The 24,614-nt window shown below is 69.2% G+C and carries 21 protein-coding genes and 3 pseudogenes; 12 read left to right on the top strand and 12 right to left on the bottom strand.

The window, feature by feature from the left end:
- Nucleotides 1-163: 163 nt before the first annotated feature.
- The 7 genes from ACW9PK_RS05185 to ACW9PK_RS05155 form a co-directional block, all read right to left on the bottom strand.
- Nucleotides 164-1,585, bottom strand: a complete 1,422-nt coding sequence (locus ACW9PK_RS05185) for an MFS transporter (protein WP_457016892.1) — start codon at nt 1,583-1,585, stop codon at nt 164-166.
- A gap of 92 nt (nt 1,586-1,677) precedes the next feature.
- Nucleotides 1,678-2,199 (bottom strand): methyltransferase domain-containing protein, encoded by a 522-nt coding sequence (locus ACW9PK_RS05180; RefSeq protein ID WP_457016890.1) that lies wholly within the window; start codon nt 2,197-2,199, stop codon nt 1,678-1,680.
- 347 nt (nt 2,200-2,546) lie between these two features.
- Nucleotides 2,547-3,092, bottom strand: a complete 546-nt coding sequence (locus tag ACW9PK_RS05175) for a hypothetical protein (protein ID WP_260849446.1) — start codon at nt 3,090-3,092, stop codon at nt 2,547-2,549.
- Nucleotides 3,089-3,883 (bottom strand): glycosyltransferase family A protein, encoded by a 795-nt coding sequence (locus tag ACW9PK_RS05170; RefSeq protein ID WP_457016887.1) that lies wholly within the window; start codon nt 3,881-3,883, stop codon nt 3,089-3,091. Before ACW9PK_RS05170 ends, ACW9PK_RS05175 begins: the two co-directional genes overlap by 4 nt.
- Before the next feature lie 12 nt (nt 3,884-3,895).
- A complete protein-coding gene (locus tag ACW9PK_RS05165) occupies nt 3,896-4,396 on the bottom strand; it encodes a methylated-DNA--[protein]-cysteine S-methyltransferase (RefSeq protein WP_085106872.1) in 501 nt (166 codons plus the stop codon).
- Nucleotides 4,393-5,895 (bottom strand): DNA-3-methyladenine glycosylase 2 family protein, encoded by a 1,503-nt coding sequence (locus ACW9PK_RS05160; RefSeq protein WP_457016885.1) that lies wholly within the window; start codon nt 5,893-5,895, stop codon nt 4,393-4,395. The genes ACW9PK_RS05165 and ACW9PK_RS05160 overlap by 4 nt, the downstream gene beginning before the upstream one ends.
- Nucleotides 5,896-6,112: 217 nt before the next feature.
- Nucleotides 6,113-6,559, bottom strand: a complete 447-nt coding sequence (locus ACW9PK_RS05155; protein ID WP_457016883.1) for a pyrimidine dimer DNA glycosylase/endonuclease V — start codon at nt 6,557-6,559, stop codon at nt 6,113-6,115.
- Nucleotides 6,560-6,665: 106 nt separating this feature from the next.
- On the opposite strand from ACW9PK_RS05155, the gene ACW9PK_RS05150 reads away from it, so the two are divergent.
- From ACW9PK_RS05150 to ACW9PK_RS05130, 5 genes are all read left to right on the top strand, one after another.
- On the top strand, nt 6,666-7,337 hold the full coding sequence (locus ACW9PK_RS05150) for a DedA family protein (RefSeq protein WP_085106869.1): 672 nt from the start codon (nt 6,666-6,668) through the stop codon (nt 7,335-7,337).
- 111 nt (nt 7,338-7,448) lie between these two features.
- The gene (locus ACW9PK_RS05145; RefSeq protein ID WP_457016880.1) at nt 7,449-8,078 is read left to right on the top strand and encodes a TetR/AcrR family transcriptional regulator; all 630 of its coding nucleotides are present in this window, start codon (nt 7,449-7,451) and stop codon (nt 8,076-8,078) included.
- A gap of 43 nt (nt 8,079-8,121) precedes the next feature.
- A complete protein-coding gene (locus tag ACW9PK_RS05140) occupies nt 8,122-9,324 on the top strand; it encodes an aminotransferase-like domain-containing protein (RefSeq protein ID WP_457016878.1) in 1,203 nt (400 codons plus the stop codon).
- Nucleotides 9,325-9,426: 102 nt separating this feature from the next.
- Nucleotides 9,427-11,157, top strand: a complete 1,731-nt coding sequence (locus ACW9PK_RS05135; RefSeq protein ID WP_457016876.1) for a choline/carnitine O-acyltransferase — start codon at nt 9,427-9,429, stop codon at nt 11,155-11,157.
- On the top strand, nt 11,154-12,410 hold the full coding sequence (locus tag ACW9PK_RS05130; protein WP_457016874.1) for an FAD-dependent oxidoreductase: 1,257 nt from the start codon (nt 11,154-11,156) through the stop codon (nt 12,408-12,410). The genes ACW9PK_RS05135 and ACW9PK_RS05130 overlap by 4 nt, the downstream gene beginning before the upstream one ends.
- On the opposite strand, the gene ACW9PK_RS05125 is transcribed toward ACW9PK_RS05130, so the two are convergent.
- A complete protein-coding gene (locus tag ACW9PK_RS05125; RefSeq protein ID WP_270241376.1) occupies nt 12,411-12,848 on the bottom strand; it encodes an NAD(P)-binding protein in 438 nt (145 codons plus the stop codon).
- Between the two features lie 547 nt (nt 12,849-13,395).
- On the opposite strand from ACW9PK_RS05125, the gene ACW9PK_RS05120 reads away from it, so the two are divergent.
- Nucleotides 13,396-13,683: a WGxxGxxG family protein gene (locus ACW9PK_RS05120; protein WP_457016872.1), complete on the top strand. Its 288-nt coding sequence runs from the start codon at nt 13,396-13,398 to the stop codon at nt 13,681-13,683.
- A 124-nt stretch (nt 13,684-13,807) separates the two neighbouring features.
- Here ACW9PK_RS05120 and ACW9PK_RS05115 read toward each other — a convergent pair whose 3' ends face one another.
- Complete coding sequence (locus tag ACW9PK_RS05115; protein WP_457016870.1) at nt 13,808-15,139, bottom strand: MFS transporter; 1,332 nt, start codon at nt 15,137-15,139, stop codon at nt 13,808-13,810.
- Between the two features lie 91 nt (nt 15,140-15,230).
- Nucleotides 15,231-15,422 carry a hypothetical protein gene (locus ACW9PK_RS05110; RefSeq protein WP_035965649.1) on the bottom strand — a complete coding sequence of 64 codons (192 nt, stop codon included), beginning with the start codon at nt 15,420-15,422 and terminating at the stop codon, nt 15,231-15,233.
- A gap of 302 nt (nt 15,423-15,724) precedes the next feature.
- On the opposite strand from ACW9PK_RS05110, the gene ACW9PK_RS05105 reads away from it, so the two are divergent.
- On the top strand, nt 15,725-16,681 hold the full coding sequence (locus ACW9PK_RS05105; RefSeq protein ID WP_457016868.1) for an MFS transporter: 957 nt from the start codon (nt 15,725-15,727) through the stop codon (nt 16,679-16,681).
- 362 nt (nt 16,682-17,043) lie between these two features.
- Nucleotides 17,044-17,415 (top strand): annotated as a pseudogene (locus ACW9PK_RS05100) (amidohydrolase family protein).
- Nucleotides 17,416-17,468: 53 nt separating this feature from the next.
- Here the strand turns inward: ACW9PK_RS05100 and ACW9PK_RS05095 are convergent.
- The gene (locus ACW9PK_RS05095; protein ID WP_231885612.1) at nt 17,469-17,885 is read right to left on the bottom strand and encodes a PaaI family thioesterase; all 417 of its coding nucleotides are present in this window, start codon (nt 17,883-17,885) and stop codon (nt 17,469-17,471) included.
- Nucleotides 17,886-18,086: 201 nt separating this feature from the next.
- Between ACW9PK_RS05095 and mgtE the strand changes: the two genes are divergently transcribed.
- From mgtE to ACW9PK_RS05075, 4 genes and pseudogenes are all read left to right on the top strand, one after another.
- The gene (gene mgtE / locus ACW9PK_RS05090; RefSeq protein ID WP_457016865.1) at nt 18,087-19,448 is read left to right on the top strand and encodes a magnesium transporter; all 1,362 of its coding nucleotides are present in this window, start codon (nt 18,087-18,089) and stop codon (nt 19,446-19,448) included.
- Between the two features lie 54 nt (nt 19,449-19,502).
- A pseudogene (locus tag ACW9PK_RS05085) lies at nt 19,503-20,057 on the top strand (aldehyde dehydrogenase family protein); the annotation flags it as partial.
- Between the two features lie 73 nt (nt 20,058-20,130).
- Nucleotides 20,131-21,216 carry an alkene reductase gene (locus ACW9PK_RS05080; protein WP_457016863.1) on the top strand — a complete coding sequence of 362 codons (1,086 nt, stop codon included), beginning with the start codon at nt 20,131-20,133 and terminating at the stop codon, nt 21,214-21,216.
- Nucleotides 21,217-21,734: 518 nt separating this feature from the next.
- Nucleotides 21,735-22,976: an MFS transporter gene (locus ACW9PK_RS05075; RefSeq protein ID WP_457016861.1), complete on the top strand. Its 1,242-nt coding sequence runs from the start codon at nt 21,735-21,737 to the stop codon at nt 22,974-22,976.
- A gap of 159 nt (nt 22,977-23,135) precedes the next feature.
- On the opposite strand, the pseudogene ACW9PK_RS05070 reads toward ACW9PK_RS05075, so the two are convergent.
- Nucleotides 23,136-24,580, bottom strand: a pseudogene (locus ACW9PK_RS05070) (MFS transporter).
- Nucleotides 24,581-24,614: the final 34 nt, after the last annotated feature.

The raw sequence follows: 24,614 nt of genomic DNA, 5'->3' as shown, positions 1-24,614 counted from the left end.
GGACCGGGTACGTCCCTGCTGCGTGGCAAACCCGGGGGCGACGTCGCACCCCCGAGCGCTGAGGCCACCGTGGGTCCCGAGGTGCCGACATCGTGCGAACCCTGGCGGCGACGGCGTACCGGGACCCGTGTGGACGCCCCACCGACCCGCCGGTACCCGCGGCTCACTTCACCGACCCCGGCTCGTCCCGCGGGACGGCGAGTGTCGCGGCGGCCATGAGTACGGCGGTACCCGCCGTCGCCACAAAGACCCATCCGGAGGCGTGGATCACGGTGGCGGGATCGCCCTCACCGCCACCGGCACGGATGAGGTTGGTGGCGATGGCGCCGTAGATCGCCACCCCCACGGCTGAGCCGGCGGAGCGGGCGAACATGTTGAGACCCGTCACCGACCCGCGCTGGTTCCACTCCACCGAGGACTGGGCCATGATCAGCGACGGCGCCGCGGTGTAACCGAGCCCCAGCCCGATGATAAACGCGCACACAGCCATACCGATCACGCTCGGCCACGGCGACAGCGCGGCGGTCAGGGCCGCTCCCACGGTCGCGATCGCACCGCCCAGAAACATGGTGCGCCGGAAGCCCCACCGCATGTAGATCCGCCCCGCCGTGGACGCAGCCACGGGCCAGCCGATGCTCACGGCGGCCACGGCCGCTCCCGCCGCGATCGGTGTGGCCCCGGCCGTGCGCTCCAAATAGGTGGGAACGTAGCTCGTCATCCCCATCAGCAGCGCGCCGATCCCCAGGGAGACCAGGGTGGTGCTTGCGACCACGCGGCGTCGTACCAGCGCGAGGTCGATGATCGGTTCGCTCGCGCGACGCTCGACGGCCACGAAGATCGCCAGCCCCATGACGCCGACGACGCCGCACACCAGGGTGGGCACCGAAAGCCACTCCCACGCGTTGCCGCCCTCCAGCGCGCCGAGGATGAGGGCGGACAGGGCGATCGCGAGCACCGTGGCACCGGTGAAGTCCACCCGGTGCTCCTCGCGCTCGATCTTCTCGTGATAGCTGCGCAGCAACAGCCACCCCGCCACGAGGGCCACCGGGATGTTGACGAAGAAGACCCACCGCCAACTCAAGAACTGGGACAGCAGCCCACCCAATGTGGGCCCCACGACCGAAGAGACCGCCCACACCCCGGCCACGTACCCCTGCACGGCGGCGCGCTCGGCCACGGTGTAGATGTCCCCCACGATCGTCATGCCCATGGGCGCCACGGCTCCCGCACCCAATCCCTGGATCACCCGGAAGACGATGAGCGACGGCATGCTCCACGCGCATCCCGCGAGCACGGAGGAGACCAGGAACAGCCCCACGCCGGTGAGGATCACGGGTTTGCGCCCGTACATGTCCGAGAGCTTGGAGAAGATCGGCACACTCACCGCCTGCGCCAACATGTAGCTCGAGAACAGCCACGGGAACTGGGCGAAGTTACCCAGGGAACCCACGATGCTCGGCACCGCGGTCGCCAGGATCGTGGCGTCCAGGGCCACCAGAGCCGTGGAGAGCATTACGGCCAGCAGGACGGGACCACGCTGCGAGCGCAGCCCCACCGAGGCGCGATCCACGCCGGAGGTGTTCACGCGCCCCGCCGCGCCACGACCATCCGGTCCCGCGAGTGGCCGGACCCAGCACCGCGTTCCAGGTGTCGCTCGCGGATCTCGTTCGTCTCGATCTACCATCCCTGCCCGGTCAGATACGTCACCACGTCCTCCGGCATCACGTAGTCGGCGGGGTCGAAACCGTGAGGCGTCTCATCCAGCTCGTGATGCACGAACACCAGCCGCCCGCCCGGTGTCACGGCGTCCGCGAACGCGCGCACCGCTGCGTCGTCGCCCCGCTTGGGCACCGCGGGGTATTGGGCGGACACCAGGTCGAACGGGCCGAGGGGGCGCTCGCCGAACCCTTCAACGAGCCACGTGATCTCGACCCCCGCGGCTGCTGCCGCGGCCCGAGCGCGGTCGACGGCGACGCGTGAGACGTCCAGCCCCGTCACCGTCCAGCCACGTCGGGCCAGCCACACGGCGTCGGCGCCCTCACCGCAACCCACGTCCAGCGCCGTGCCGGGAGCGAGGTCCGACGTGAGCGCCATCAGGGCACCGTTGGGCTCGCCGCTCCAGATGTGCGTGGCGCCGTAGCGCTCGTCCCAGCCGGCAGCGGTCTCGGGCGTGCGGTGGGGAGCGTGTTCGTGGGTCATGCGTCCCAGAATTGCACCGCGGCCCGGTACCGCGCCACGTCGTCCGCGCTGGGCGTGACCGGCCCGGTACCGCGCCGCGACCGCGAAGGGCAACTGGTGTCTCTATCTAATTGTGGACAACTAAAATGTGAACAACTATGATTAAGCCCGGTCGCCCGAGCACTGCACCCCGGCCCCCGCCTTGGTCCAGCACACGGCCGGTGGCCGCGCGTCCGGATCGAACGCCCCGCTCCCCAGCGGGGCTCCATACTGTTCGCCGACGCCGCAAGCGTGCGGTGAGTCCCGGCACTTGGGGGGTCGGGACTCACCGCACGCGACCGTTCGCGGCCCGCCGGGGACGACGACGCTCAGCGCGGTTCCCTGTGGAAGCCCACGCAGGCAGCCCCCAGCACCCCCATGACGATGTCCCCCAGCGTGTCCAGGGGTGGGATGTGGATGTCCGGTGTCGCGAACAGGAACCCCAACAGTTCCATGACCTCCCACACCACGGCGATCACGAAGCCGGCCACCGCGCACCACGTGAACCGCATCGCGGGACGATCGCGCACCCGGCCCCGCACCCGGGGGTGGTGGGTCAGAACGCGATTCCATGCCATCCACACCAGGGCGTACAGCGTCACGAAGTGGATGAGGATGTCCCACCACCAGATCCTGCTGTAGAGCTGTTCGGCCGCGCTCATGGCGGCGGTGAGCATGATGAGCGAGCACACGGCCCGCGCGTACTGGGTGCGGAACCACAGAAACGCGATCACCTGTCCGAGTCCCGCGAGCAGTAGGACGGCCATGTCCACCCGGCGCCCGTCCAATGCGTAGTAACCCGCCCCGATGATCGCCGTGAAGCACATGGCCGATGCGACCACGCCGCCCACGCTGTGCGTCTGCTCGGACGTCATCGGCTGCCCCCACGACCCAGGGGGCCGGAGAGAACGCGTTGCCGGATACGCACCCACGGTCGTTCACCGCGCCAGTTGAGGAACACGGTGGCCATGGCCATGCGCAGCTGCCGGCGGATCCGAGCGGGGGAGACCAAGGCCCGCCAGGACACGATCGCGACATTGCCCGGGTCCATGATCACGCGCTGATCGCGACGGACGCGGAAGCTGAGGTCGAAATCGTCGTGCACCCGTGGATCCCGGTGCACCTCTTCCCGGACATGCTGCCACCACGCCCGAGTGAAGGCCATGTTGGACCCCCATAAGGCCCAGTGGCCCAGCGCCGTGCCGGCCACCAGGCGGTAGGCCGTGATGTATGCCGCCCCCAGGATGCGTCCGGCCAACCCGTACTTCGGCCCGAACCGCGCGATCCCGGACACCGCCACGGTGGCCTTCCCCTGCGGATCCCGCAGGGCCCGTGACAGCACCGCGGTGTGTCGCTCGACCCAGCCGGGGGAGGGGAGGCTGTCCGCGTCGCAGCGCAGGATGAGGTCCCCGCGGGCGGCATCGTAGCCCGCGGCCGCGGAGACGGCCACTCCGGGGACGGGTTCCCACACCCGGTGTACTTCGGGGTGGCGGTCCAGGACTGTCGAAAGATCATCGGTGGAACCGTTGTCCACCACGACGATCTCGTCCGGGGTGCGGGTCTGCTCACGCAGGGCCCGGAGGCAGCGCTCCAGGTAGAAAGAGTCGTTACGAACGGGGATGACCACGCTGCAGGTCATGCGTTGCTCGGTGTTCTCCCGTTCCACCCGTCCAGTCTGTCATGCTGCGGAGCGTGCCTCTCGCCGCAGCAGATCACGCTTGATCGCCTCGCCCCACGCGAACCCACCCATGGAACCGTCCGAACGCAGCACCCGGTGGCACGGGACGAACAGCGCCACGGGATTGCGGGCGCACACCGACGCCGCCGCCCGAACGGCCCGGGGATTGCCGAGTTCCCGCGCGAACTCGGTGTAGGTCAGGGGGGACCCGGGGTGGATGCGGCGCAGCGCGGCCCACCCGGCCTGCTGGCCCTCGGTGCCGTGCAGGTCCACGGGCACGGTCATGACGGAGTCGAGGTTGCCGTCGTAGAACGCGCGGACCGCCTCCAGTGCGGGCACGTCGCCGGATTGCGCTTCCTCCGGACGGAAGGCCGGGCGGATCCGCGCGAGCAGCTGCTCGGTCGAGCGTGTCCATCCGGAGGCCACGACGGTTCCGTCCTCCCGGGCCACTGCCGTGAAGGAACCATCAGGAGTGTCAATGCTCTCAACGACATATGTCATGACTGCGCACTTTCCGAGAAGGATGCGGGAGGGGTCAGCGGGCCCCACAGATGGGTGGTCGCGTAACTGCGCCATGGGGCAGCGGCCCCTGCCCAGTCCACGAGTGCGGGTTTGGTGTCCGGGAGCCCGAGCCGTCGGGCACCGGCGCGCATGGCCCCGTCGTCGATCAGGAACACGTCCGGGTCCCCGGTGACCCGCATGCGCACGTGGTCCGCGGTCCATGGCCCCACCCCGGGGAGGGTGAGGAGCGCGGCGCGTTGCTGAGTGGCGTCGTCGCCGGGGGACAACTGCAAATCACCCGAGGCGAGCGCGCGGGCAGCACCCAGGACCGCCTGGACCCGCGCGGCCGGCCCGCCCAGGAACTGGACGCCGTGCTCGGCGATGGCCGCTGCGGTCGGGAACATGTACCGGATGCCCGTGGCGAAGGAGGGCGCGGGCTCTCCCATGTCCCGCGCGCGGGCACCCAACACGGTGCGGGCCGCGGCCAGGGAGATCTGCTGACCGATGAGCGTGCGGATCAACGTCTCGTGCGGGTCCGCAGAACCGGCGACCCGCAGCCCCGGGGCGGCCTCGACCAGCGGGCGCAACACCGGGACGCGGGACAGCGCGGCGGCCACCGCCTCCGGGTCGGCGTCCAGGTCGAAGAGCCGACGCACCCGGGCGATCAGCACGGGCAGGTCCGCGAGATCCGTGACCCGTGTGCGCAGCCGCAACCGCCCCGCACGCTCGTACACGCGCAGCCAGGCCGGGCCGCCGGGCAGGCTCAGCGCGCGGGTGTAAGAGGTGGGGGTCCCGATCTCCACGCCGTCCACCGCATGGACCGCGAACCACACGAACAGCCCGCGCACGTCCAGGGGCTCGCGGTAGCTCAGCGCGAGGTCCACCTCGCCCGGTTCGCCCGCCGCGCCGGGCCCCGAGGGTCCGGCGCTCGTGCCGCGCGCCCGCAGTTGCTGCGGGGTCATGTCGTAGACCTCGCGGATCACCTCGTTGCACTGTCGGATGCTCGAGAATCCCGCGGCGAACGCGGTCTCCGCCACGGGCAGGTCCGTCTGCGTCAGCAGGGCGCGCGCCGTCTGGGCCCGGTGGGCTCGGGCGAGCGCGAGCGGCCCGGCGCCGAGTTCCTCGGTCAGCACGCGGGTGAGGTGGCGCGTGGAATACCCCACGCGCCGCGCGAGTCCCAGCACGCCCTCGCGGTCCACGACCCCCTCGGTGATGAGCCGCATGGCGCGCCCCACCACGTCCCCGCGCAGGTCCCACTCCGGGGAGCCCGGCACGGCTTCCGGGATACAGCGTTTGCAGGCGCGGTACCCGGCGGCGTGGGCGGCCGCGCTCGTGCGGTAGAAGCGCACGTTCTCGCGGTGGGGCGTGCGCGCGGGGCAGCTCGGGCGGCAGTAGATCCCGGTGGTGCGCACCGCGGTCACGAACTGTCCGTCGAAGCGCCCGTCCCGGGACTCGACAGCCCGGTAGCGCTCGTCGAACGAGGAGTCTTGAGGGGGCATGCGTCCCACGGTCCCACGCCCGGGCGCCGGGCGCTAGCGGATTTCGGACACGGCGGTGCCCCGGACGACGACGCCGCTGCGCCGGCTATGCGTCGCCCCTTGCCTCACCGTCGAAACCATCGAACCGGTCCCGACGAGGACGCCACAGGGCTGCCTGTGCGATGCCCCACGCCATACCACCGCACCGGTCCGCGAGGCCGCCGGTGGACCGAACCGGTTACTTCACGCGCTCCCACTCGGCGACCGGGCCGGGAACCGGGACGAACAACGGGTGGTGGGGAGCGGCATGGGGATCGATGCCGTCCAGTGCGGATCGCGCCCACTCGGGGTCGCGGTCGAGGACCTTGCGCAGCAGGAACTCGAACTCGTAGCGCAGCTGACCGGTGGTCACGGTGAGCGTGATGGGCTGTGTGCTCGCCTCCCGGGCCAGGCGGGTGCGGTCGAAGTTGTAGCCGCGGCGGTCGGCCTCGGCGGCGATGCCGTGCAGGTACGTGGCCACGGACAGGACCGGATCGCTCGTGGCGCGGAAGCGCTGCAGCTGGGGGTGGCGCGTGTAGCCCTTGGTCTGACCGAGCAGGACCTTCTGGGCGAGCAGACCCTCCCGCCAGCACGCCACCAGAGCACGACGGTCCAGCAGGGACGGGTGAACTGACCACAGACGCATGGCCCCATTCAATCGCGCACCGCCCCGATAGCTCCAAGCGGACCCCAAGATTCCTCCCGTAGCATGGCGGACACACCCCTGACGACCACGTGCGGAGAACACCTTCATGTCCCTGCCTGCCATCCTGGCCGCCACATCAGCCGACGAGAGTGCTCAGCTCTCCGGTATCGCGGGGTGGGTGGTGGACGTCATGGAAGCCATCGGTGCTCCCGGCGCCGGACTGCTCGTGGCCCTGGAGAACCTGTTCCCGCCGCTGCCGTCCGAGGTGATCCTCCCGCTCGCCGGTTTCACGGCCAGCCAGGGCAACTTCAGCCTGGGCGGGGCCATCTTCTGGACCACGCTGGGGTCGGTCGTGGGCGCGATCGCGCTGTACTGGATCGGCGCCGCACTGGGACGACGCCGCCTGCGCGTGATCGTGGACAAGATGCCGCTCGTGGATCTGCACGACCTGGATCGCACCGAGGAGTGGTTCGACCGCCACGGCAAGGCCGCCGTGTTCTTCGGGAGGATGATCCCCATCTTCAGATCCCTGATCTCCGTTCCCGCGGGGATCGAGCGGATGTCGTTCTGGCTGTTCGTGGTGCTCAGCACGGCCGGGTCCCTGATCTGGAACACCATTTTCGTGCTCGCCGGGTACTTCCTGGGGGAGAACTGGCACATCGCGGAACAGTACGCCGGGGTGTTCTCACGCATCGTGGTGATCGCGGTCCTGCTGTTCCTGGTGTGGTGGGTCGTCAAGCGGATCCGACGCAATCGTCGTTCGGCTCACGAGGGATGAATCACGGGGCACCTCGAGGGGGCGCGAACTGGGATACAGTTGTCCCCTAAGATGCCCACAATTCTCGATAATTAATGCACTAACAAGGCTCTGACCAGTACGATCGCGCGTGTGGCCCGACCCCGAAAATTTAACGAGATTACTCGCAAAGCACTGATTAAGAACACCGCCGAACAGATCCTGGCCGGTGGCGTCGAGTCCGTTTCCCTCCGGCCACTGGCCGCCAAGCACGGCTGCTCCACCACCGCGATCTACACCATGTTCGGCAGCAGGGACGCCCTGATCGATGCCGTGCGGGAGGAAGCGATCGTGAGCTACCTCAGCGCGCACGAGATGGCCGTGCGCACCGGCGAACCCGTGGCGGACATGCGCGCACTCGCCCGCTCCGGCAGACGCTGGGCCCTGGAGTTCCCGGCGCTGTACAACGTGATCCTGGGCAAGGCGGGGGACTGCATCGGCGCCCGCAGGGACGGTTCCGCCGGGGGATCCAGCCGCGCGGAATTCGCGAACACGGCCATGCAACCCATGTACCGACTGGTCCGCGGGGCCATCGACAAGGGGATCTTCCATGACCTCCCCGTGGAGGTCATCGGTGCCACACTCTGGGTGGGCGTCCATGGATGGATCGCCATCGAGATGAGCCGTCCGGTCCTCCCCGACACGGACGCCGACGCCGCGTTCGACCGTCACGTGCTCGCCCTCCTGAGAGCCTGGTGCGCGCGCATGCCCCTGGGTGAGTGATCCCGGACCCTCACCGTTCCGGGGCCGGTGGGATACTGGCCGCATGAGCACCCTCGAACCCTTCTCGTTCCGTATCGCCGACCGTCTGCGCGGGGTGGATTCCTCCCCCGTGCGCGACCTGTTGGAGGTGGTGTCCAAGGAGGGTGTGATCTCGTTCGCCGGTGGTGTCCCGGATCCCGCGTACTTCGAGGTCGATGACGTCAAGGCCGCCTACGAGTGGGTATTCGCGAACCACCCCGCACGCGCGCTGCAGTACGCCTCGAGCGAGGGTGAGCTGGAACTTCGCGAGCAAGCGGCGCGTCGGGTCAGCAGGCACCTGCCCACCACTGCGGACCAGGTCCAGGTGACCACGGGCTCCCAGGAGGGGTTGTTCGTGGTGGCCCAGGCGCTCGTCAACCCGGGGGACGTGATCCTCGTGGAACGGCCCACCTACCTGGCGGCTGTGCAGGCCTTCGATCTCAACGGTGCGCACATGGTGGGCGTCCCCACGGACGAGCACGGCGTGGTGCCGGAGGAGCTCGAGCGGCTCATCGCCGAGCACGGCCCCACCTTCGTCTACCTGATCCCGTCCTTCCAGAACCCGTCCGGGATCTGCATGCCCGTGGAACGACGCCGCGCCGTCGCGGACGTCCTGCTGCGCACCGGCGCCGCGCTCGTGGAGGACGACCCGTACGGCGAGTTGTGTTACACGGGCGAGCCCATGGCCCCCATCGCATCCCTTCCGGGGATGTCCGCGCAGACGATCCTGCTGAACTCGGTGTCCAAGATCATCGCCCCGGGGGTGCGGATCGGGTGGATGCGCTCCGAGGGACCCATCCAGTTCACGCTCACTGTGGCCAAGCAGGCGATCGGGCTGCAGTCGCCCGTGCCGGACCAGTTGGCCGTGGCGCGGTATCTTGCAACCGCCGACGTCGAGGCGCACCTCGAGCGCGTACGTCCCGTCTACGCCGAGCGGGCGCGGGCCATGTACGCGGAACTCGAGGCCGTCCTCCCGCGGGACGCTCACATCACCCGCCCGGACGGAGGCATGTTCCTGTGGGTCCGACTGGGGCACGGGATCGACACCGCCCGATTGCTACCGTTCGCGGTGGAGGAAGGCGTGGCCTTCGTCCCGGGTGCCTCCTTCTACGCGCACGACCCGGACGAGTCCACCATGCGGTTGTCCTTCGTGACCCATGCCCCGGACGTGATCCACGAGGGCGTGCAGCGGCTGGGCCGCGCGCTGGCCCGCTACGGGGAGCTGTAGACCTCGACCCCATGGAACACCGCGGCGGATCCGCACGGACGCCGTCGCGCCGACCCTCCCATTGACCCGACCCTCCCGTTCCCGCGACCGAAAGGATCCCTCATGAGTGTGAAACCCCTTCCCGTGCCCCCGCTGGAGGAGACGCTGCAGCGGATGCTGAGCGCCGTCGAACCCCTCGTGGACGGCGCGGCGCTCGAGCGGACCCGGCGTGATGCGGAAGCGTTCCGGACCGGGGAGGGTCCGCGGTTGCAAGCGGCACTCGAGGAGTTCGCCCGTGCGGAGGACGCCGAGGGGCGCAGTTGGTTGTCCCGGGAGTGGCTGGACGGATATCTGACCGTGCGCACACCCCTGCCGCTGACCACCAACGTGGGATTCCAGATCACGGGGGACTTCGGCGCCCCGGGGCTGGGCCGGGCGGCCGAACTCGTCTACCGGGCGGCGTGGGTGCATCTACGGCAGGTGCGCGGGGAGACCCCGCAGGAGGTGGACCCCCGCGGTAACGACGTGAGTATGTCCCAATGGGAATGTCTCACGGGCGGAGTGCGGCATCCTCGCGCGGAACGGGACGAGATCCGCAGACCGGAGCGAGCGGCGTCGTCGGGGTCGGCCGAGGCAGCGGAGGAGATCGGCGTGATCCACCGCGGCCGGCTGTACGCGCTGACGATCAGCACCCAGGACCGGCAACCGCTGCCGCTGCGCACGGTGGCCGCGGGGCTGCGCGCGGTCGTGGAGCGGGACGAACCGCGGGAGACCGAGCTGCCGTTCGGGGCGCTGTCCTACCTGGGCAGTGAGACGGCCGCGCCCCTGTTGGAGAAGTTGACTTCGAACGAGCACAACGCGGAGATCTACGACCGGATCAGCCGCATGGTGTTCCTGGTCAATGTCGTGGGGGCACGGGCCGAGGTCGTGGAGCACCTGGAGCGCTGCGCGTTCGAGATGGGGCAAGCATGGGCCTACAAACCGATCACGTACGAGGTGTGCCTCGAGGATCCGTGGCTGGCCATGCACGTGGAACACAGCACCGTGGACGGGGCCACGATCCTGGCCGTCGCGGGAGCCATGCAGGACGTGACGATCCCGGACGAGGCCGCGCTGCCGGACGCCCCGCAACCCGCCGCGATCACGTGGGAGCTCGAGCCGCAGTTGCGTGACGAACTCGTGGCGCGGGTCGCCCAATACCGCACGGAGGCCGCGCTGCTGGGCGTGCACCGGGTGTTCGTGCCGCGGCTGCACCCCGCCGAACTCCCGTTCAAGATCAGCGACGACGCCGCTCAGCAATTCATCATGTTGCTCGCCCAGCTCGCGACGTACGGGACGGCGCGCGGTGTATATGAAGCGGTGGACATGCGTGAGTTCCAGGCGGGGCGCACCGAGTGCCTCCGCCCCGTGACCCCGCAGGCCACCGCGTTCGCCCGCGCCCTGCTCGCCGGTGAGGCGACCGAGGAGCTGTTCACGGAGGCCCTGGACGCACATCGTGGCTGGGTCAAGGCCTGCAAGAACGCCCGCGGTGTGGATCGCCACCTGTTGGGACTCGCCATGATGGCCCGGAAGACGGGGGAGCTGTCCGAGTTCTTCGACTCCCCGGGGATCGCGGCCATGCGCCACGACTTCCTGTCCACCACGTCCATCGGCGGTCCGGACCCGATCGTGCGCTACGCGTTCGCGCCCACCACACCCGAGGGCTTCGGTGTCACGTACACGACCCATACGGACGGCTACGAGTTCTGCGTGAACTACCGCCGGGACTCGAGTGAGGACCTGGAGGCCTTCGCGCACAATCTGACCGTGAGCGCGGAAACGTTCTGGGGATTCGTGAAGGGGCTGGCGGGGTGACGACGCCCGCGGAGCCGCCCACCGTTCGCACCACGTGCGCCATCGTCGGCGGCGGTCCGGCCGGCCTGGTGCTGGGTCTCCTACTGGCGCGTGCGGGTGTGGCGGTCACGGTGTTGGAGAAGCACGCGGACTTTCTCCGCGACTTCCGCGGGGACACCGTGCATCCCACCACTCTGGCCCTGCTCGACGATCTCGGTCTCGTCGATCGTTTCAAGGCCATTCCGCATTCCAGGGTCACCCACGTGGACCTCCCGGACCCCGAGGGCCGCCCGGTGCGCATGGTGGACTTCACCCGGTTGCCGGTGCGCCACCCCTACATCGCCATGGTCCCACAGTGGGATCTTCTGGACCTGCTCGCGGACGCGGCCGCCGCCGAATCCACGTTCTCGCTGCGCGCGGAGCACGAGGTCACCGGGGTGACGTGGGAGAAGGGGCGGGTGAGCGGCGTCGTCGTCGAATCGCCGGAAGGTACTGGACAGGTGGCGGCTGATCTCACGATCGCGTGCGACGGCCGCTGGTCCGTGATCCGCCGCGCCGTAGGGTTTCCGGCGCGGGAACGCGCCGTGGGCTTCGACGTCTGGTGGTACCGCCTGCCCACCGATCGCCGCGTGGGGGAGTCGCTGCTGCCGCGCTCGAACCGGGGGCGGGTGGCCATCGGCATCCCGCGCGACGGCTACATCCAGGTCGCGCAGCTGGGCCCCAAGGGTGCCGACGACGCCGTGCGCGCCCGCGGTCTCGACGCCTTCCGGGTCGACGCCGCGCAGCTCTTCCCGGAGGCGGCCGCCGGGGTGACCGGGATCGGGTCCATGGCGGACGTGAAGCACCTCGACGTGCGCCTGGACCGGCTGCGCCGCTGGCACGCCCCGGGGGTCCTGTGCATCGGGGACGCCGCACACGCGATGTCGCCGGTGGGCGGCGTCGGGATCAATCTGGCGGTGCAGGACGCGGTGGCTGCGGCCCGCATTCTGGCTCCGCTGCTGCGTTCTGGCGGGGCCTCCGGGCGGGCGGAGGCGCGTGCGTTGGCGCGGATCCAGCGACGCCGCATGGTGCCCACGGTGGTCATCCAGGGCATGCAGCGAATCCTGCACGCGGCACTGATCATGCCGGCGATCCGGGGCAGGGACCTGCGGCCACCGTCGTGGGTCGTGAAGGTCGTGCGGCGGGTCCCGTGGCTCAGTGCGTTCCCGGCGTTGGCGGTGGGCGTAGGACCGCGGCCGGAGCGGGCGCCGCGCTGGGCGCGACGCCCTTCCTGATCACCCACCCACGGCCGGGGCTTCCGGGACCTGCTCATCGGCATGGAACGAATGGATCGAGTCCAGGTCCCGGTCGAAGGCGTCCGGCGAGGCCAGGCGAGTGTTGCGTTCCCGGGCGCGAGCGCCGTCGGGCAGGTGGAGCATTTCACCCACGGTGACGGACGCGTCCACGATCTTGCGGGTACGGAAACGGCGACGCCGCTCGTACTCGGCACGCGCATGGTCCCAGTCGGTCGTACTGGAGAGTAGGTCGGATAGGACGATCGCGTCCTCGATGGACTGGTTCGCACCCCGGCCGTGGTGGGGGACGGCGGCGCCGACCTCCCGCAGGACAGCGGTCTGTTCGTAGATCCGGACGTCCAACCCCTTGCGCTGCAGATCGATGGCAAGGGTCAGACCGCCGATTCCCGCGCCGATGATGGCGATGCGCTGGGACATGTGAGCTCCTCCCGGGGTGACTGATCTTGAAACTACCCGGGGAAGGGGGCGCGCTGGTCCGGGGCGGGTGAGGTTACGAAGGGGGTAGGGGAATGCCCTCTACATTCCTCGATCATCGGTGCTGGGGGCGCGAGGACGAAGTCGTATATTTATTTCCGATTCATCCTCTTCGCCCGCGTGTATCCGGGAAAATTTAAGGAAATCGCCGCTTCACCTGGGTGATGCAGTACGCGCCGGTGTTCCGGCGGGCCCCGGCCAGGAGAATCAAGCTCTCGGACTCGCCTCCGATTATTCCCGAATATAAAGAGAGCACACTGTTGCCCGCGAGAGGCGGCGAAGTCATAATGGGGGGCACGTTAGGCCAGTTAAGACCATATTTCCAAGGGTGCGAAATCAATGCGCCACCTTATCGAATATCCATGCTGTTATTCCCGGCCCGCCACGGCATATATCCCTCACCGGCTGGTCGCCGGAAACATACAAGTAAGGTGGGGTGCTTATTAAGCCGTTAGATGATGGTGCTTCCTTTCCCAGCCAGGAGTGCAAAATGATGCGTAAGACCGCTGCTACCGCTGCCCTGTCCCTCGCAATCCTCACCGGTGTGTCGGCCCCCGCCATCGCCGCCGAGGAGAGCCCGGCTCCCGCCACGAGCCAGGAGACCAACGACGACAACGGCAACGCCGGCCTGTGGGATCTGGCCGGTCTCCTGGGTCTGGCCGGTCTGCTGAAGAAGAACAAGACCGTCCACAACGATCGCCACGTCGACCACACCACGGATCGTCGCCGCGACACCGGGACCACCAACGTGGACGGCACCACCCACCCGGGTCGCTGAGACCTCGTTCCGTAGGTTCTAGATCCAGGACCTGATGACTGGGGCCCACTCATTCGTGAGTGGGCCCCAGTCCTGTATCCGCAACATCAACTGCAGTGGAACGCGCGCTGTCATGTCGTGGTGTTCACGACCGCGCCCTGAACGCCGCCAACACCCCGCCCACCGTGAACACCACGGTCGCGGCGAGCACCAACAGCAGGGGCGCCGTCCACGCCCCGGTCGCGGTGTTCAAACCCCCGGCCAGGGGTGGCCCGATCGTGGCCGCGAGGTAGCCGATACCCTGCACCCGCGCGGACATCCGCGCCGCCTCGGCGGAGGAGCGGGCTACGCGGGCGACGATCGAGAAGATCGCCGTGAAACCGCCGCCCTGGGCCGCCCCGCCGATGAGCGACCACGCGATGAACCACCCCGGCGCGAGCATCAGGCCGATGGGTAGCGTGATCCACAGCGCTCCGATCAATGCCACCGGAACCCACGCGGGCGCCCGTGCGGCCAGGAGGGGCACGCCGAACGCCCCGATGACGGCGGCCACCTGGAACAGCGACGCCGAGGCCCCGGAACTCGCCAAGCTCAACCCCCGCGTGTCCGCGAGCAGCGCGGGTAGCCACGCCGTCACCGAGTAGTAGGCCATGGCCTGCCCGCAGAACGCCAGCGCGAGCAGCCAGCCGATGCTCCGCACACGCCCCGTCGCGTGAGCGATGTCGGGTTCCGCTGGCGGCAGCATCTCCGCGGGGGCCTCTGAAGTTTCGGGGGCCGACGGCGCGTGGGGGTTGGGGGCCGCGCCGCGGCCGGGGGCGTCGGGGGACGACGGCGTGTGGGCGGCTGGGGCGGCGTCGTCGCCGGGGCTGCCGGAGCGGCGTCGTGAAAGCAGGAGCCAGTAGCCGATGCCGGCGAGCGCCAGGACGCCCCAGGCCGTGAGGGCCCAGCGCCACCCCAGGGCGGCGGCGAGCGGCGCGGTGCCGAGCGCGGTGATCATGGACCCCACGTTGAGGGCCGCGGAGTAGGCGGCGGTGACCACGGAGACCTGGCGCCAGGGGACGTCGCGGCGGATGATGACCGGGATCACGATGTTGCCGATCGTAATCGACGCCCCGATGACCACGGTGCCCACCAACAGCAGGGGCGTGGAGCCGAGGGAACGGATGATGGTGCCCACTAGGACACCGATGAGGCAGAGCAGGACGGCGGCCTCGGGGCCCGCGCGTCGGATGACCGCGGAGGCCGCCGGGGTGACCACGGCGAAGAGGAACACCGGGAGTCCCGTGAGCAGCCCCGCCGCGACCGAAGACAGGCCGATGTCCGCCTGGATGTTCGTGATCACGGGCGTGGGCGCGATGATGGGCCCGCGCAAGCTCAGCGCCACGAGGATGATCCCGGCCACCACCCACGGCAGCCGTGCTCGGATGAAGTGATGCGTGCTCGTGGGGACTCCTCGGTCGATGTGCGTCCCCAGCATCAATATCAGATGGCGCAGCGGCTCGGGGAACGGAACCGTTCCCCGAGCCGCACGGGGTTGCCGGAGGGGGCTCACCCCCTCCGTGAACCCCTCACCCCTCCCGCTGCGCGAGAATGTCGTCGAGCGTCTCGCGCACGGCTTGGCGTGCTGCCACGCGGGAGCTGGCGGCGCGTTGCTGCTCGTGGTTGTCCGCGTCCTCGACGCGCTGCATCTCCTCCTGCTCCCGTTCCTTGGCCTTGTCGCGTGCGGATTCCAGGGCATCCCAGATGCTGTTTTCACTCATGCGTTCATTCGACCACTTGCCACGGGACGCGACAACCGTCTCGCGGCAGCGAATTTCGGACGGACCCCTTCCAGTCCTAAACCCGGCGGAAAGCTCCGGTGTGTGACGCTGGTCATACAGTTTGTCACGGCCACTGTTCCGGGTGCGCGTATGGGCGGGTCTCGGGGCAACGGCACCACTTCCCTGATCCAGAGGTTGTCACGTCCAGCACGACCGAAGGTCCCACGGACCATACCGCGGAGCATCCCGCGGCCCGAGAACACGACCCCCGCAAGGCCTGCAAAGCGCTGATCGGCGCCTACGTGGGCACGTCCCTCGAGTGGTACGACTTCTTCCTGTTCGGCGCCACCGCGTCCATCGTCTTCGCGCCCTTGTTCTTCGGCGGTGAGGACCCCGCGCTGGCCGTCCTGCGGATCGTGCAGGGCATGGCGGTCCGCGGCGAATGGGGCGGCGCCACCCTGCTGGCCGTGGAGAACGCCCCTGAGCACAAGCGCGGTTTCTCCGGCGCGGTGGTGCAGCTGGGTTCGCCCACCGGCACCATCCTGTCCTCCATGATCGTGGCCGCCGTGGTGGCCCTCTCGGGCGAGCGGTTCCTCGAGGGCGCGTGGCGTATCCCGTACCTGATCTCCATCGTCCTGGTCGCCGTGGGCGTGTGGATCCGGCTCAAGATCGACGAGACGGAGGACTGCAGGCAGGCCGAGGCCGCTCGGTCGGCGACGCCGCACGAGAAGCAGAGCGCGCCCGTCGCCGACACCCTGCGCGCCGCTCCCGGTCGCCTGATCGTGGGTATCGGCACCTACCTGTTCGGTAACGCCGACTTCTTCGTGCTGACCACGTTCATGATCAGCTACGTGACCAAGCAGCTCGGTCTGCCCTCCACCGTGATCCTCACGGCCATCGCATGGGGTGCCGTGGCGCAGATCGTGGTGATGTTCATCGCGGGCAAAGTCGCGGACAAGACCTCCCCGTCCATCGTGGAGGCCGCCGGCTACGCGATCGCCGCGCTCGTCGCTTTCCCCATCTTCTGGCTCGTGGACACCCGGGACACCGCCCTAATTACCGTGGCCATGATCTTGGGACTCGGCTTCGCCTCCATCCCGTACGCCCCCGTGGGCACCGTCCTGACCCAGTTGTTCCCGGTCAAGGTCCGCTATTCGGCCATCGTGTGCGGCGGAAGGCCCGGCCCGCCCAGAACACCGCTCGCGGCGTCACCTGACACCTCGGGCGGGAACCAGCGACGAAAGAGGAACAGAGTATGAGTGAACACCCCGTCCGGAACCTCACAGTGGTCAACGCCGTGGTGCACCAACCCGGCGGCCGGTTTAGCCGTGACCCCTGGGGGTCGTGGTCGAGGATGGGGTGATCACCACCGTCCACGACATGAGCAGCGGCCCCCTGGAAGTGGGCGCCTACCAGCGGCTGCCCACCGCGGAAGAGCTGACCACGCGCTTCCGGCCGTGCCCCCATGGTTGGGCGTGCCCTGAGCAGTGGGCTGCGGGGGGCGATCCACGGGATCGGGGACCGCGCCGTGACGCAAGTCTTGGACCTCATCGCGGCGTCCTCGACTGCGTTCGTGTAGGAGCTCGGGAATTCGCACATCAATAATTTGGGCCAGGAGCGCATGAACCGCGCCTATCCCATGCGCACCTTCCTGGACCGGGGGATCACGGCGCCCAGCAATTCGGACTTCCCCGTGACCACCGCCAATCCGTGGTTCGGGATCTACGCGTGCGTGACCCGCACGTCCGTCTCGGGTTGGGTCGCGGACACCGTCCAGAACATCACCGTGGCCGAGGCGCTCGACGCCTACACCGCGGAAGCGGCCAAGACGTCGTTCGGGGAGGACCGCCCGGGGCACATTGCCTAGGGGTTCCTGGGCGACCTGGTGCTGCTGGACCGCAACCCCCTCGACGTTCCCGAGTCCGAGCTCAAGGACATCGTCTCGGAGTTCACGGTGTGCGACGGTCGCATCGTGCACCGGGGGCGGGTGTAGCGCCGTTCCGGTCTGTCATGCGGTGATGGCGCGGCGTTCCAGTGCCCGGCCCGTCACTTCACCGTACCCTTGGGCTGCGGCGGGGTGGTGCCCTGCCCCGTGAAGTAGGCGATCACGCGCCCGTCGGCCTCCAGGACGACGTCGCAGATCTGATTCCTGCCGAAGCTCACCCGGCGCGTGGCGATCGCGGTGATCACCTGGCCGCTGTGCGCGGGAGCCGTGAACGTGATCTCGGCGTTGCGCGTGAGGATGGGGGAACCGGCGGTCGCGCAGCAGTACGCGAGCGTGGTGTCCGCCAGGGTGAACAGGTATCCGCCGTGGCAGACACCGTGGCCGTTGGCCATGAAGTCGGACACGGTCATGGACATGGTCACTCGGCCCTGTTCGATCTCACCGAGGTCCATGCCCAGGTGCAGGGGTGCGGGATCGTTGCGCAGGATCTCGTGCAGGAGTTCACGGATGGCGGTCATGTCGGTGGGGTCTGCGTACACGGTCACCCTTCGGTGCGGGGCCTGGCCGGGCCTGGAGGACCACTCCCGGGTGCGGGGTGGGGCGATACGAGAACACTCTAGAGTGCGGCCACCACTGGGCGGGCGCGTCCGATTTCTGACAGGCTGGCAACGGCTCCCGCGTCCCGTCGGTGCCGTCCAATGACCAGGAAGGGGTGGCACGTGAGCCGTGTCCACGAAGTCAAGGTCCAAGGGCCCTTCCGCGCCGTCGAATCGGCCATCGGGAGCCAGGACCTGCCGGAGGTGGCACGCTTGCTCGCGGAGCTCACGGTGGGGGAGGTCGTGGACCTGTTGGAGCGGCTGGGAGTGCGCCAGCGCGCCGTCGCCTACCGGATGCTGGCCAAGGACCGCGCGGTGACCGTGTTCGAACGTCTCGACGCGCCGCTGCAGCGCGAACTCGTGACGGGTCTGCGGGACGAGGAGGTCGCGGGCGTCGTCGAGTCCCTGGACACCGACGATCGCGTGAGTCTGCTGGACGAACTGCCTGCGGCCCTGGCCACCCGGCTGTTGAAGGGATTGCCGCCCTCCGAGCGCGAGCTCACCGCGGCGGTGCTCGGCTACCCGGAGAACTCGATCGGGCGGCGGATGAACCCCTCGTACGTCACGACCCACCCCGACCTGACGTGCGCCGAGAGTCTGGAACGGGTGCGCGGGGAACTGGAACGCACCCGCAATGTGTACACGGTCATGGTCACGGATCCGCAGCGGCGGCTCCTGGGCGTGACTAGCCTGCAGCGACTCATGGCAGCCCCTCCGGACACCCTCGTCTCACAGGTTATGGAGGAGGCGGACCGGGTGTCCGCGACGGAACCCCGGGAGCGGGCGGCGCGCCGGTGCGCGGCCCTGCGGGTGCTCAGCCTGCCCGTCGTGGACGACGAGGACCGCCTGGTGGGCGTGCTCACCGTGGACGACGCCCTGAACATTCTCGAGGACGCCGAGTCCGAGGACCAGGCGCGGCTCAGCGGTTCCGAGCCGTTGCGCAGGCCGTACCTGTCCACCCCCGTGTTCCGGCTCGTGCGCTCGCGCGTGGTGTGGTTGTTGGTGCTCGCGGTCAGCGCCGTGCTCACCGTACGGGTGTTGGAGACGTTCGAGTCCACCCTGGAACAGCTCGTGGTGCTGTCCGTGTTCATCCCGCTGCTCACGGGCACCGGCGGCAACACGGGTAACCAGGCGGCGACATCCCTGACCCGCGCGCTCGCCCTGGGGGACGTGCACACCCGGGACGTCGTCAAGGTCATGCTGCGCGAGATGCGCGTGGGACTGTGTCTGGGGCTGTTGTTGGGCGGACTGGGATTCGTGATCGTGGGGTTGATCTACGGGTGGGACATCGGCGCGGTGATCGGGCTGACACTGCTGGCCCTGTGCACGTTAGCCGCCACCGTGGGGGGATGTATGCCATTGATCGCACGCGCCATCGGGGCGGACCCGGCCGTGTTCTCCAACCCGTTCATCTCCACGTTCGTGGATGCCGCCGGGCTCGTGGTCTACTTCCTGATCGCCCGGGCGATGCTGGGGCTGGCCTAGAGCGGGAGCACCCCCAGGCCGGAGCCATTCACCCCGGTGCCCGGAGCGCCCTGCAACGCCGCAGTGGTCAAGCCCTCCGAGTACACCCCGCTGTCCGTGCTGGGCCTGATCCACGTGCTCAACCAGGTGCTCCCGGCGGACGTCCTGCACGTGGTGCCCGGCGGCGGCGAGGTGGGCAAGGCGCTGTCCGAACACGACGGTGTGGAGAAGATCATGTTCACCGGCTCCACCAAGACCGGCCAGGCGATCATGCGCTCGGCCGCGGACGGGCTCGCACGACTGACCCTCGAGCTCGGGGGCAACGATGCCGGTGTGGTGCTGCCGGACGTGGACCCGCAGGCCATTGCCGGGGACCTGTTCTGGGGTGCGTTCATCAACACGTGCCAGACGTGTGCCGCGCTCACGCGCCTCTACGTCCACGAGGACGTCTACGACTCCGTGTGCGAGGCGCTCGTCGCCGTGGCGCAGCAGATGCCCATGGGCAATGGCCGTGAGGAACAGAACGTCCTGGGTCCGCTGCAGAACAAGCTGCAGTACGACAACCCGTTGGTGGGCCAGGAGCAGAAGGGCTGCGGCAACTCCTCCGGCGACCCTTCTGAAAGCCTTCCTCGGGAATGGTGTGCGGGGGAAGGATGTTGTGGGTACTGACTAAGTACCAACAGCTTTCGACGAAGGGAAACATATGCCCACCCTGTTCGACCCGATCACCGTAGGAAAGTTCGAGCTCGCCAATCGTGTGGCCATGGCGCCGCTGACCCGGATGCGTTCCGACGCGGACGGTGTACCCAAGGACATGAACGTCGAGTACTACTCGCAGCGGGCGTCCGCGGGCCTCGTGGTCACGGAGGGGACGTTCCCGGCCGTGACGAGCCGCGGGTTCTGGGGTCAGGCCGGCATCGAGACCGCAGAGCAGGCACAGGGCTGGTCCCGGGTGGCGGACGCCGTACACAAGAAGGGCGGCGTGATCTTCCTGCAGATCATGAACGCCGGGCGGGTCTCCCACCCCGAACTCACCGGCGGCCCCCTGCCCGAGGCCCCCAGCGCGATCGGTGTGGACCAGGCGGTGCACGTGCCCAGCGGCAAGCAGCCCATGCCCACGCCCCGTGCCCTGGAGACCGACGAGCTGCCCCGCATCAAGCAGGAGTTCGTCGCCGCGGCCCGCCGCGCGGTGGACGCCGGGATCGACGGCGTGGAGATCCACGGCGCCAACGGCTACATCCTCCACGAGTTCCTCGCCCCGTCCTCCAACCACCGCACCGACGAGTACGGCGGCTCCCCGCAGAACCGGGCACGGTTCGTGATCGAGGTGGTGCGCGCCGTCGCCGAGGAGATCGGCGGGCAGCGCGTGGGGCTGCGGATCTCGCCCGAGCACAACGTCCAGGGCGCGATCGAGGACGACCACGACGACGTCGTGGCCACCTATGACGCGTTGCTCACCGGTCTGCGCGGACTCGACCTCGCGTACCTGTCCGTGCTGCACAAGGACGTGGACGGGGAGTTCGTGCGGGACCTGCGCCGTGACTTCGAGGGTGTGTTCTACCTCAACAGCGGCTTCAGCGTGGTCACCGAACTCGAGGAGGCGGAGCACATCATGAGCGCCGATCTCGCGGACGGCGTGGTGGTGGGCCGTGAGCTCATCGCCAACCCGGACCTGGTGGAGCGCTGGCGTGACGGGCTGGAGCTGAACACCCCGGATTCCACGACCTTTTACGTGGGCGGACCCAAGGGGTACGTGGACTACCCGTTCGCGAAGGTGGCGGCCCGGTAGGTACGGGTTCCTTCAGGAGGGTGGCAGCCGTCTGGACGGACGGCTGCCACCCTCCTGCGTTTCTTGGGTCGTGACTGGCGCCTCAGCCCGGGGACCCTCGGACGAGCGGCTGACCCCCTGCTTTAGCTGAGCACATGTCGATTCGCGGGGGTGATGCTGCTTTTGCTCCACTTCGCATTCCTCGACTACGTCAACTGCACGAAATAGCTGACCCTTGATCGGCCCCGACAACCGCTCGGGCTCGACGAATTGCCCTGTCATCAGCCTCGGCGCCACGTCGCGGCGGTGACCGAAGTGATCGGTATCAGGCCCGTCCGTTCGAGGATGGGCCGGGAATACTCCGTGCAGTCGACGTGGACGAAGCGCTTGCCTCGGACCTGGGCCGACTTGGCGCGCTGGGCCACGAGGGTGCAGTAGAGACCGCGGCCCGATGGCCCCCGGGTAGCATCGAGGTGTCGTCAGGGGATTATCCGCGCGTGTGGTCGGGTGCGCGGCGTCGGTCGTACCCAGGAGAATCCGTGAGCACTCGCCCACCCGCCGTCCCCGAACCCGCCCGGGACTCACCGTCCCTCTCGGCTGCGGGCGGATGGCCCTTCCTCATCACCGCGCTGGTTGGCAGGCTCCCCGCCGCCACGGTGCAATTGGGTCTGTTGCTATATGTGAGCGGGGCCGGTCTGGGCCTGGGGCTCGCGGGGATCACCGTGGCCGCCGCGGGACTCGGTTCCGCTGTGGGCGCGCCCGTGATCGGGCGGTTGGTGGATCGCTTCGGACCCCTGCCCGTGGTGCTCGCGGCCACCGTGGTGCAACTGCTCGGGATGGGATCGTTGCTCGCCGTGGTCCTTCACGACGCGCCCCGGTCACTGATCCTGGTGTGCGCCGCGGTGGTCGGCGCCGCGAACCCCCAGGTGGGAGCCATCGCGAGGGCCCGCTGGTCCGCCCTGGCCAGGCGCCGGGACACCCCCGGCCTGGTGGGCAAGGCCCTGGGGTACGAGACCGCGTGCGACGAGATCAGCTTCATCCTGGGGCCCGTGATCGCCGGGATCCTGGTGGGTGTACTCGGCCCGAATCCGGCGCTCTTGGTGCTCATGACGTGGGTCGTGGCGGGTCAGGGGTGTTTCATCGCCTACCTGGTGAGCCGCCGCGGCATGAGGGTGGACACGCAGACGCCCACCCCCACCGACGGCACCGCCCCACGGATCCGCCTGAAGGCCGTCCTCCCGCCCATGCTCGCGTGCCTGTGCGTGGGAACGGTCTTCGGCTCCACGCAGACCGCACTCACCGCGATCAACGCGGCCCGAGGGACCGATGCCTACACGGGCATCATCTACGGCTTCATGGGGCTGGGCAGCGCCGTGGCGAGCGTGCTGGTGTCCCGGCTCCCGGAGCGCGTGCCGCTCGCATGGCGCGTGGCCGGCGGAGCACTTCTCGTGGTGCTGGTGTCCGTCCTGCTGCTGCCGGTCCCCGGCTCGGTGGGTCTGGCGCTGCTGTTCACGGTGATCGGCCTGGGCGTCGGCTCCATCCTGGTCAGCGCCTACACGCGCGGTGAGCGCGTGGCCCCGTCCCACCGGATCGCGAGCGTCATGACCATGCTCACGACCTGCCTGGTCCTGGGGGTCTCCTTCGGCTCGGCACTGGGCGGGGTCCTGTCGGTCGTGCCGCGGCACGGGTTCCTGCTCACCCTCGGGGCCGGGGTGGCCGCCCTCCTGGTCTCGGTCGCCATCCACGCGACCCGCCCGCCCGGACGCCGCCGGGACGTCTGAGGACGGGGCCGCGCGGCGTCGTCGTCCCCGTGCTCGGACGACGACGCTGCGCCGCCTCCGCGACCCACCGCACCTGACGACGGGCAGACGGAAGGCGCGACCGGGGAGCTCCCGACCGCGCCTTCCACGGAATGGCAGTGCGATGACCAGAGCCCGGAATCAGCGACCCGCGGCGTTGCGCTTGTCCAGTGCCACGACCTCGAGAGCCTCCGTGCGGCTGGTGTGCAGGTCGTCGATGTTGCGCAGCGAACGGGACTTGGTCTCCTTGGCCGTGAGTGCGGCGATCACCGAGATCAGACCGGCGGCGCAGACCACGAGCGCCACGTTGAGCCAGGCGTCGCCCTCGGCGCCGGCCACGGCGGTGGCCAGGAAGGGGGTCACGCCGCCGGAGATCGCGAAGCCGATCTGCGTGCCCAGCGCGAGCCCGGACACACGGACCCGGGTGGGGAACATCTCGGCGTAGAAGGACGGCCAGATGCCATTGGCCATGGAGTAGAACACGCCGGAGAGCACCGCACCCAGGAGGAAGATCAGGACCCAGTTACCGGAGGACACCGCGCCCAGATAAGGGAACATGAGCAGCGAGGAACCGATCACACCCATCACGAAGATGGGCTTGCGGCCCACCCGGTCCGCGAGCAGCGCCCACGCGGGGATGGTGAACAGGGCCACGAAGTTGGCGAGCACGGACACCCACAGCATGGTGGAGCGTTCCAGGCCCACGACCGAGGTCGCGAAGGACAGGGACCACACCAGGAACACCACGTTGACGGTGTTGATCAGCGCGGCCGCGGCGATCCGGATCACGGCGGCCTTGTGGTACTTGAGCATCAGGGCCAGCGGGGTCGCGGGCTTCTCGCCGGGGGTCTCGGCCTGGGCGTCCTCGAAGGCGGGCGGCTCCTCCAGGTGGCGGCGGATCAGGTAGGCGACCAGGACCACTACGGCGGAGATCCAGAACGGGACGCGCCAGCCCCAGCTGAACAGCTGCTCCTCGCTCAGCAGCAGGGTGAACGGGATGAACACGGCGGTGGCCAGCAGGGTGCCGAACTGCGTCCCCTGCAGGGTCCACGATGTGGTGAACGCACGGTGGCCATCTCGGCGTGCTCCAGGGACACCGAGATGGCACTGGCCTGCGCACCCGAGGCGGACAGGCCCTGGATCACGCGGCACAGCACGAGCAGGGCGGGTGCCAACAGGCCCACCTGGTCGTACGTGGGCAGGCACCCGACCAGGAACGTGGCGCCGCCCATCATGAACAGGGTCAGCATCAGGACGAACTTGCGTCCCATCCGGTCACCGAGCGGGCCCATGATGAGCGCCCCCAGCGGCCGCACCACGTAGGCCACGCCCACGGTGCCCATGGCCAACAGGATGGCCACACCCGGGGACGCGTCCTTGGGGAAGAACAAGTGGTTGAGCACGAGCGCCGCCGCGGTGCCGTATACCGCGAAGTCGTAGTACTCGAGCGCGGAGCCGATCCAGCTGGCCAGCGCCGCCTTCTTGGGGGTCTTGACGTTCTCGGGGCGTGCGTCGGTCAGTTGTCCCGACGACGCCGCCGGGGCCGGCGGGTGGATCGGCTGATCCGGTCCTGGGGTCGTGCTCATGAGCGGGTCCTTCCGTGGGGCGTCATCGCGTTAG

Source organism: Kocuria sp. MNB10, assembly GCF_054073685.1.
Note: the sequence above shows the minus strand (reverse complement) of the source record. Positions and strands in the feature narration are given on the sequence as shown.

What these genes read in the sequence shown, in the direction of transcription:
- ACW9PK_RS05110 (WP_035965649.1), bottom strand. Translation starts at nt 15,422, where the DNA reads ATGAGTGAAAACAGCATCTGGGATGCCCTGGAATCCGCACGCGACAAG.
- ACW9PK_RS05080 (WP_457016863.1), top strand. Translation starts at nt 20,131, where the DNA reads ATGCCCACCCTGTTCGACCCGATCACCGTAGGAAAGTTCGAGCTCGCC.
- ACW9PK_RS05125 (WP_270241376.1), bottom strand. Translation starts at nt 12,848, where the DNA reads ATGTCCCAGCGCATCGCCATCATCGGCGCGGGAATCGGCGGTCTGACC.
- ACW9PK_RS05160 (WP_457016885.1), bottom strand. Translation starts at nt 5,895, where the DNA reads ATGCCCCCTCAAGACTCCTCGTTCGACGAGCGCTACCGGGCTGTCGAG.
- ACW9PK_RS05120 (WP_457016872.1), top strand. Translation starts at nt 13,396, where the DNA reads ATGATGCGTAAGACCGCTGCTACCGCTGCCCTGTCCCTCGCAATCCTC.
- ACW9PK_RS05140 (WP_457016878.1), top strand. Translation starts at nt 8,122, where the DNA reads ATGAGCACCCTCGAACCCTTCTCGTTCCGTATCGCCGACCGTCTGCGC.
- ACW9PK_RS05115 (WP_457016870.1), bottom strand. Translation starts at nt 15,139, where the DNA reads ATGCTGGGGACGCACATCGACCGAGGAGTCCCCACGAGCACGCATCAC.
- ACW9PK_RS05155 (WP_457016883.1), bottom strand. Translation starts at nt 6,559, where the DNA reads ATGCGTCTGTGGTCAGTTCACCCGTCCCTGCTGGACCGTCGTGCTCTG.
- ACW9PK_RS05175 (WP_260849446.1), bottom strand. Translation starts at nt 3,092, where the DNA reads ATGACGTCCGAGCAGACGCACAGCGTGGGCGGCGTGGTCGCATCGGCC.
- ACW9PK_RS05165 (WP_085106872.1), bottom strand. Translation starts at nt 4,396, where the DNA reads ATGACATATGTCGTTGAGAGCATTGACACTCCTGATGGTTCCTTCACG.
- ACW9PK_RS05180 (WP_457016890.1), bottom strand. Translation starts at nt 2,199, where the DNA reads ATGACCCACGAACACGCTCCCCACCGCACGCCCGAGACCGCTGCCGGC.
- ACW9PK_RS05135 (WP_457016876.1), top strand. Translation starts at nt 9,427, where the DNA reads ATGAGTGTGAAACCCCTTCCCGTGCCCCCGCTGGAGGAGACGCTGCAG.
- ACW9PK_RS05095 (WP_231885612.1), bottom strand. Translation starts at nt 17,885, where the DNA reads ATGACCGCCATCCGTGAACTCCTGCACGAGATCCTGCGCAACGATCCC.
- ACW9PK_RS05150 (WP_085106869.1), top strand. Translation starts at nt 6,666, where the DNA reads ATGTCCCTGCCTGCCATCCTGGCCGCCACATCAGCCGACGAGAGTGCT.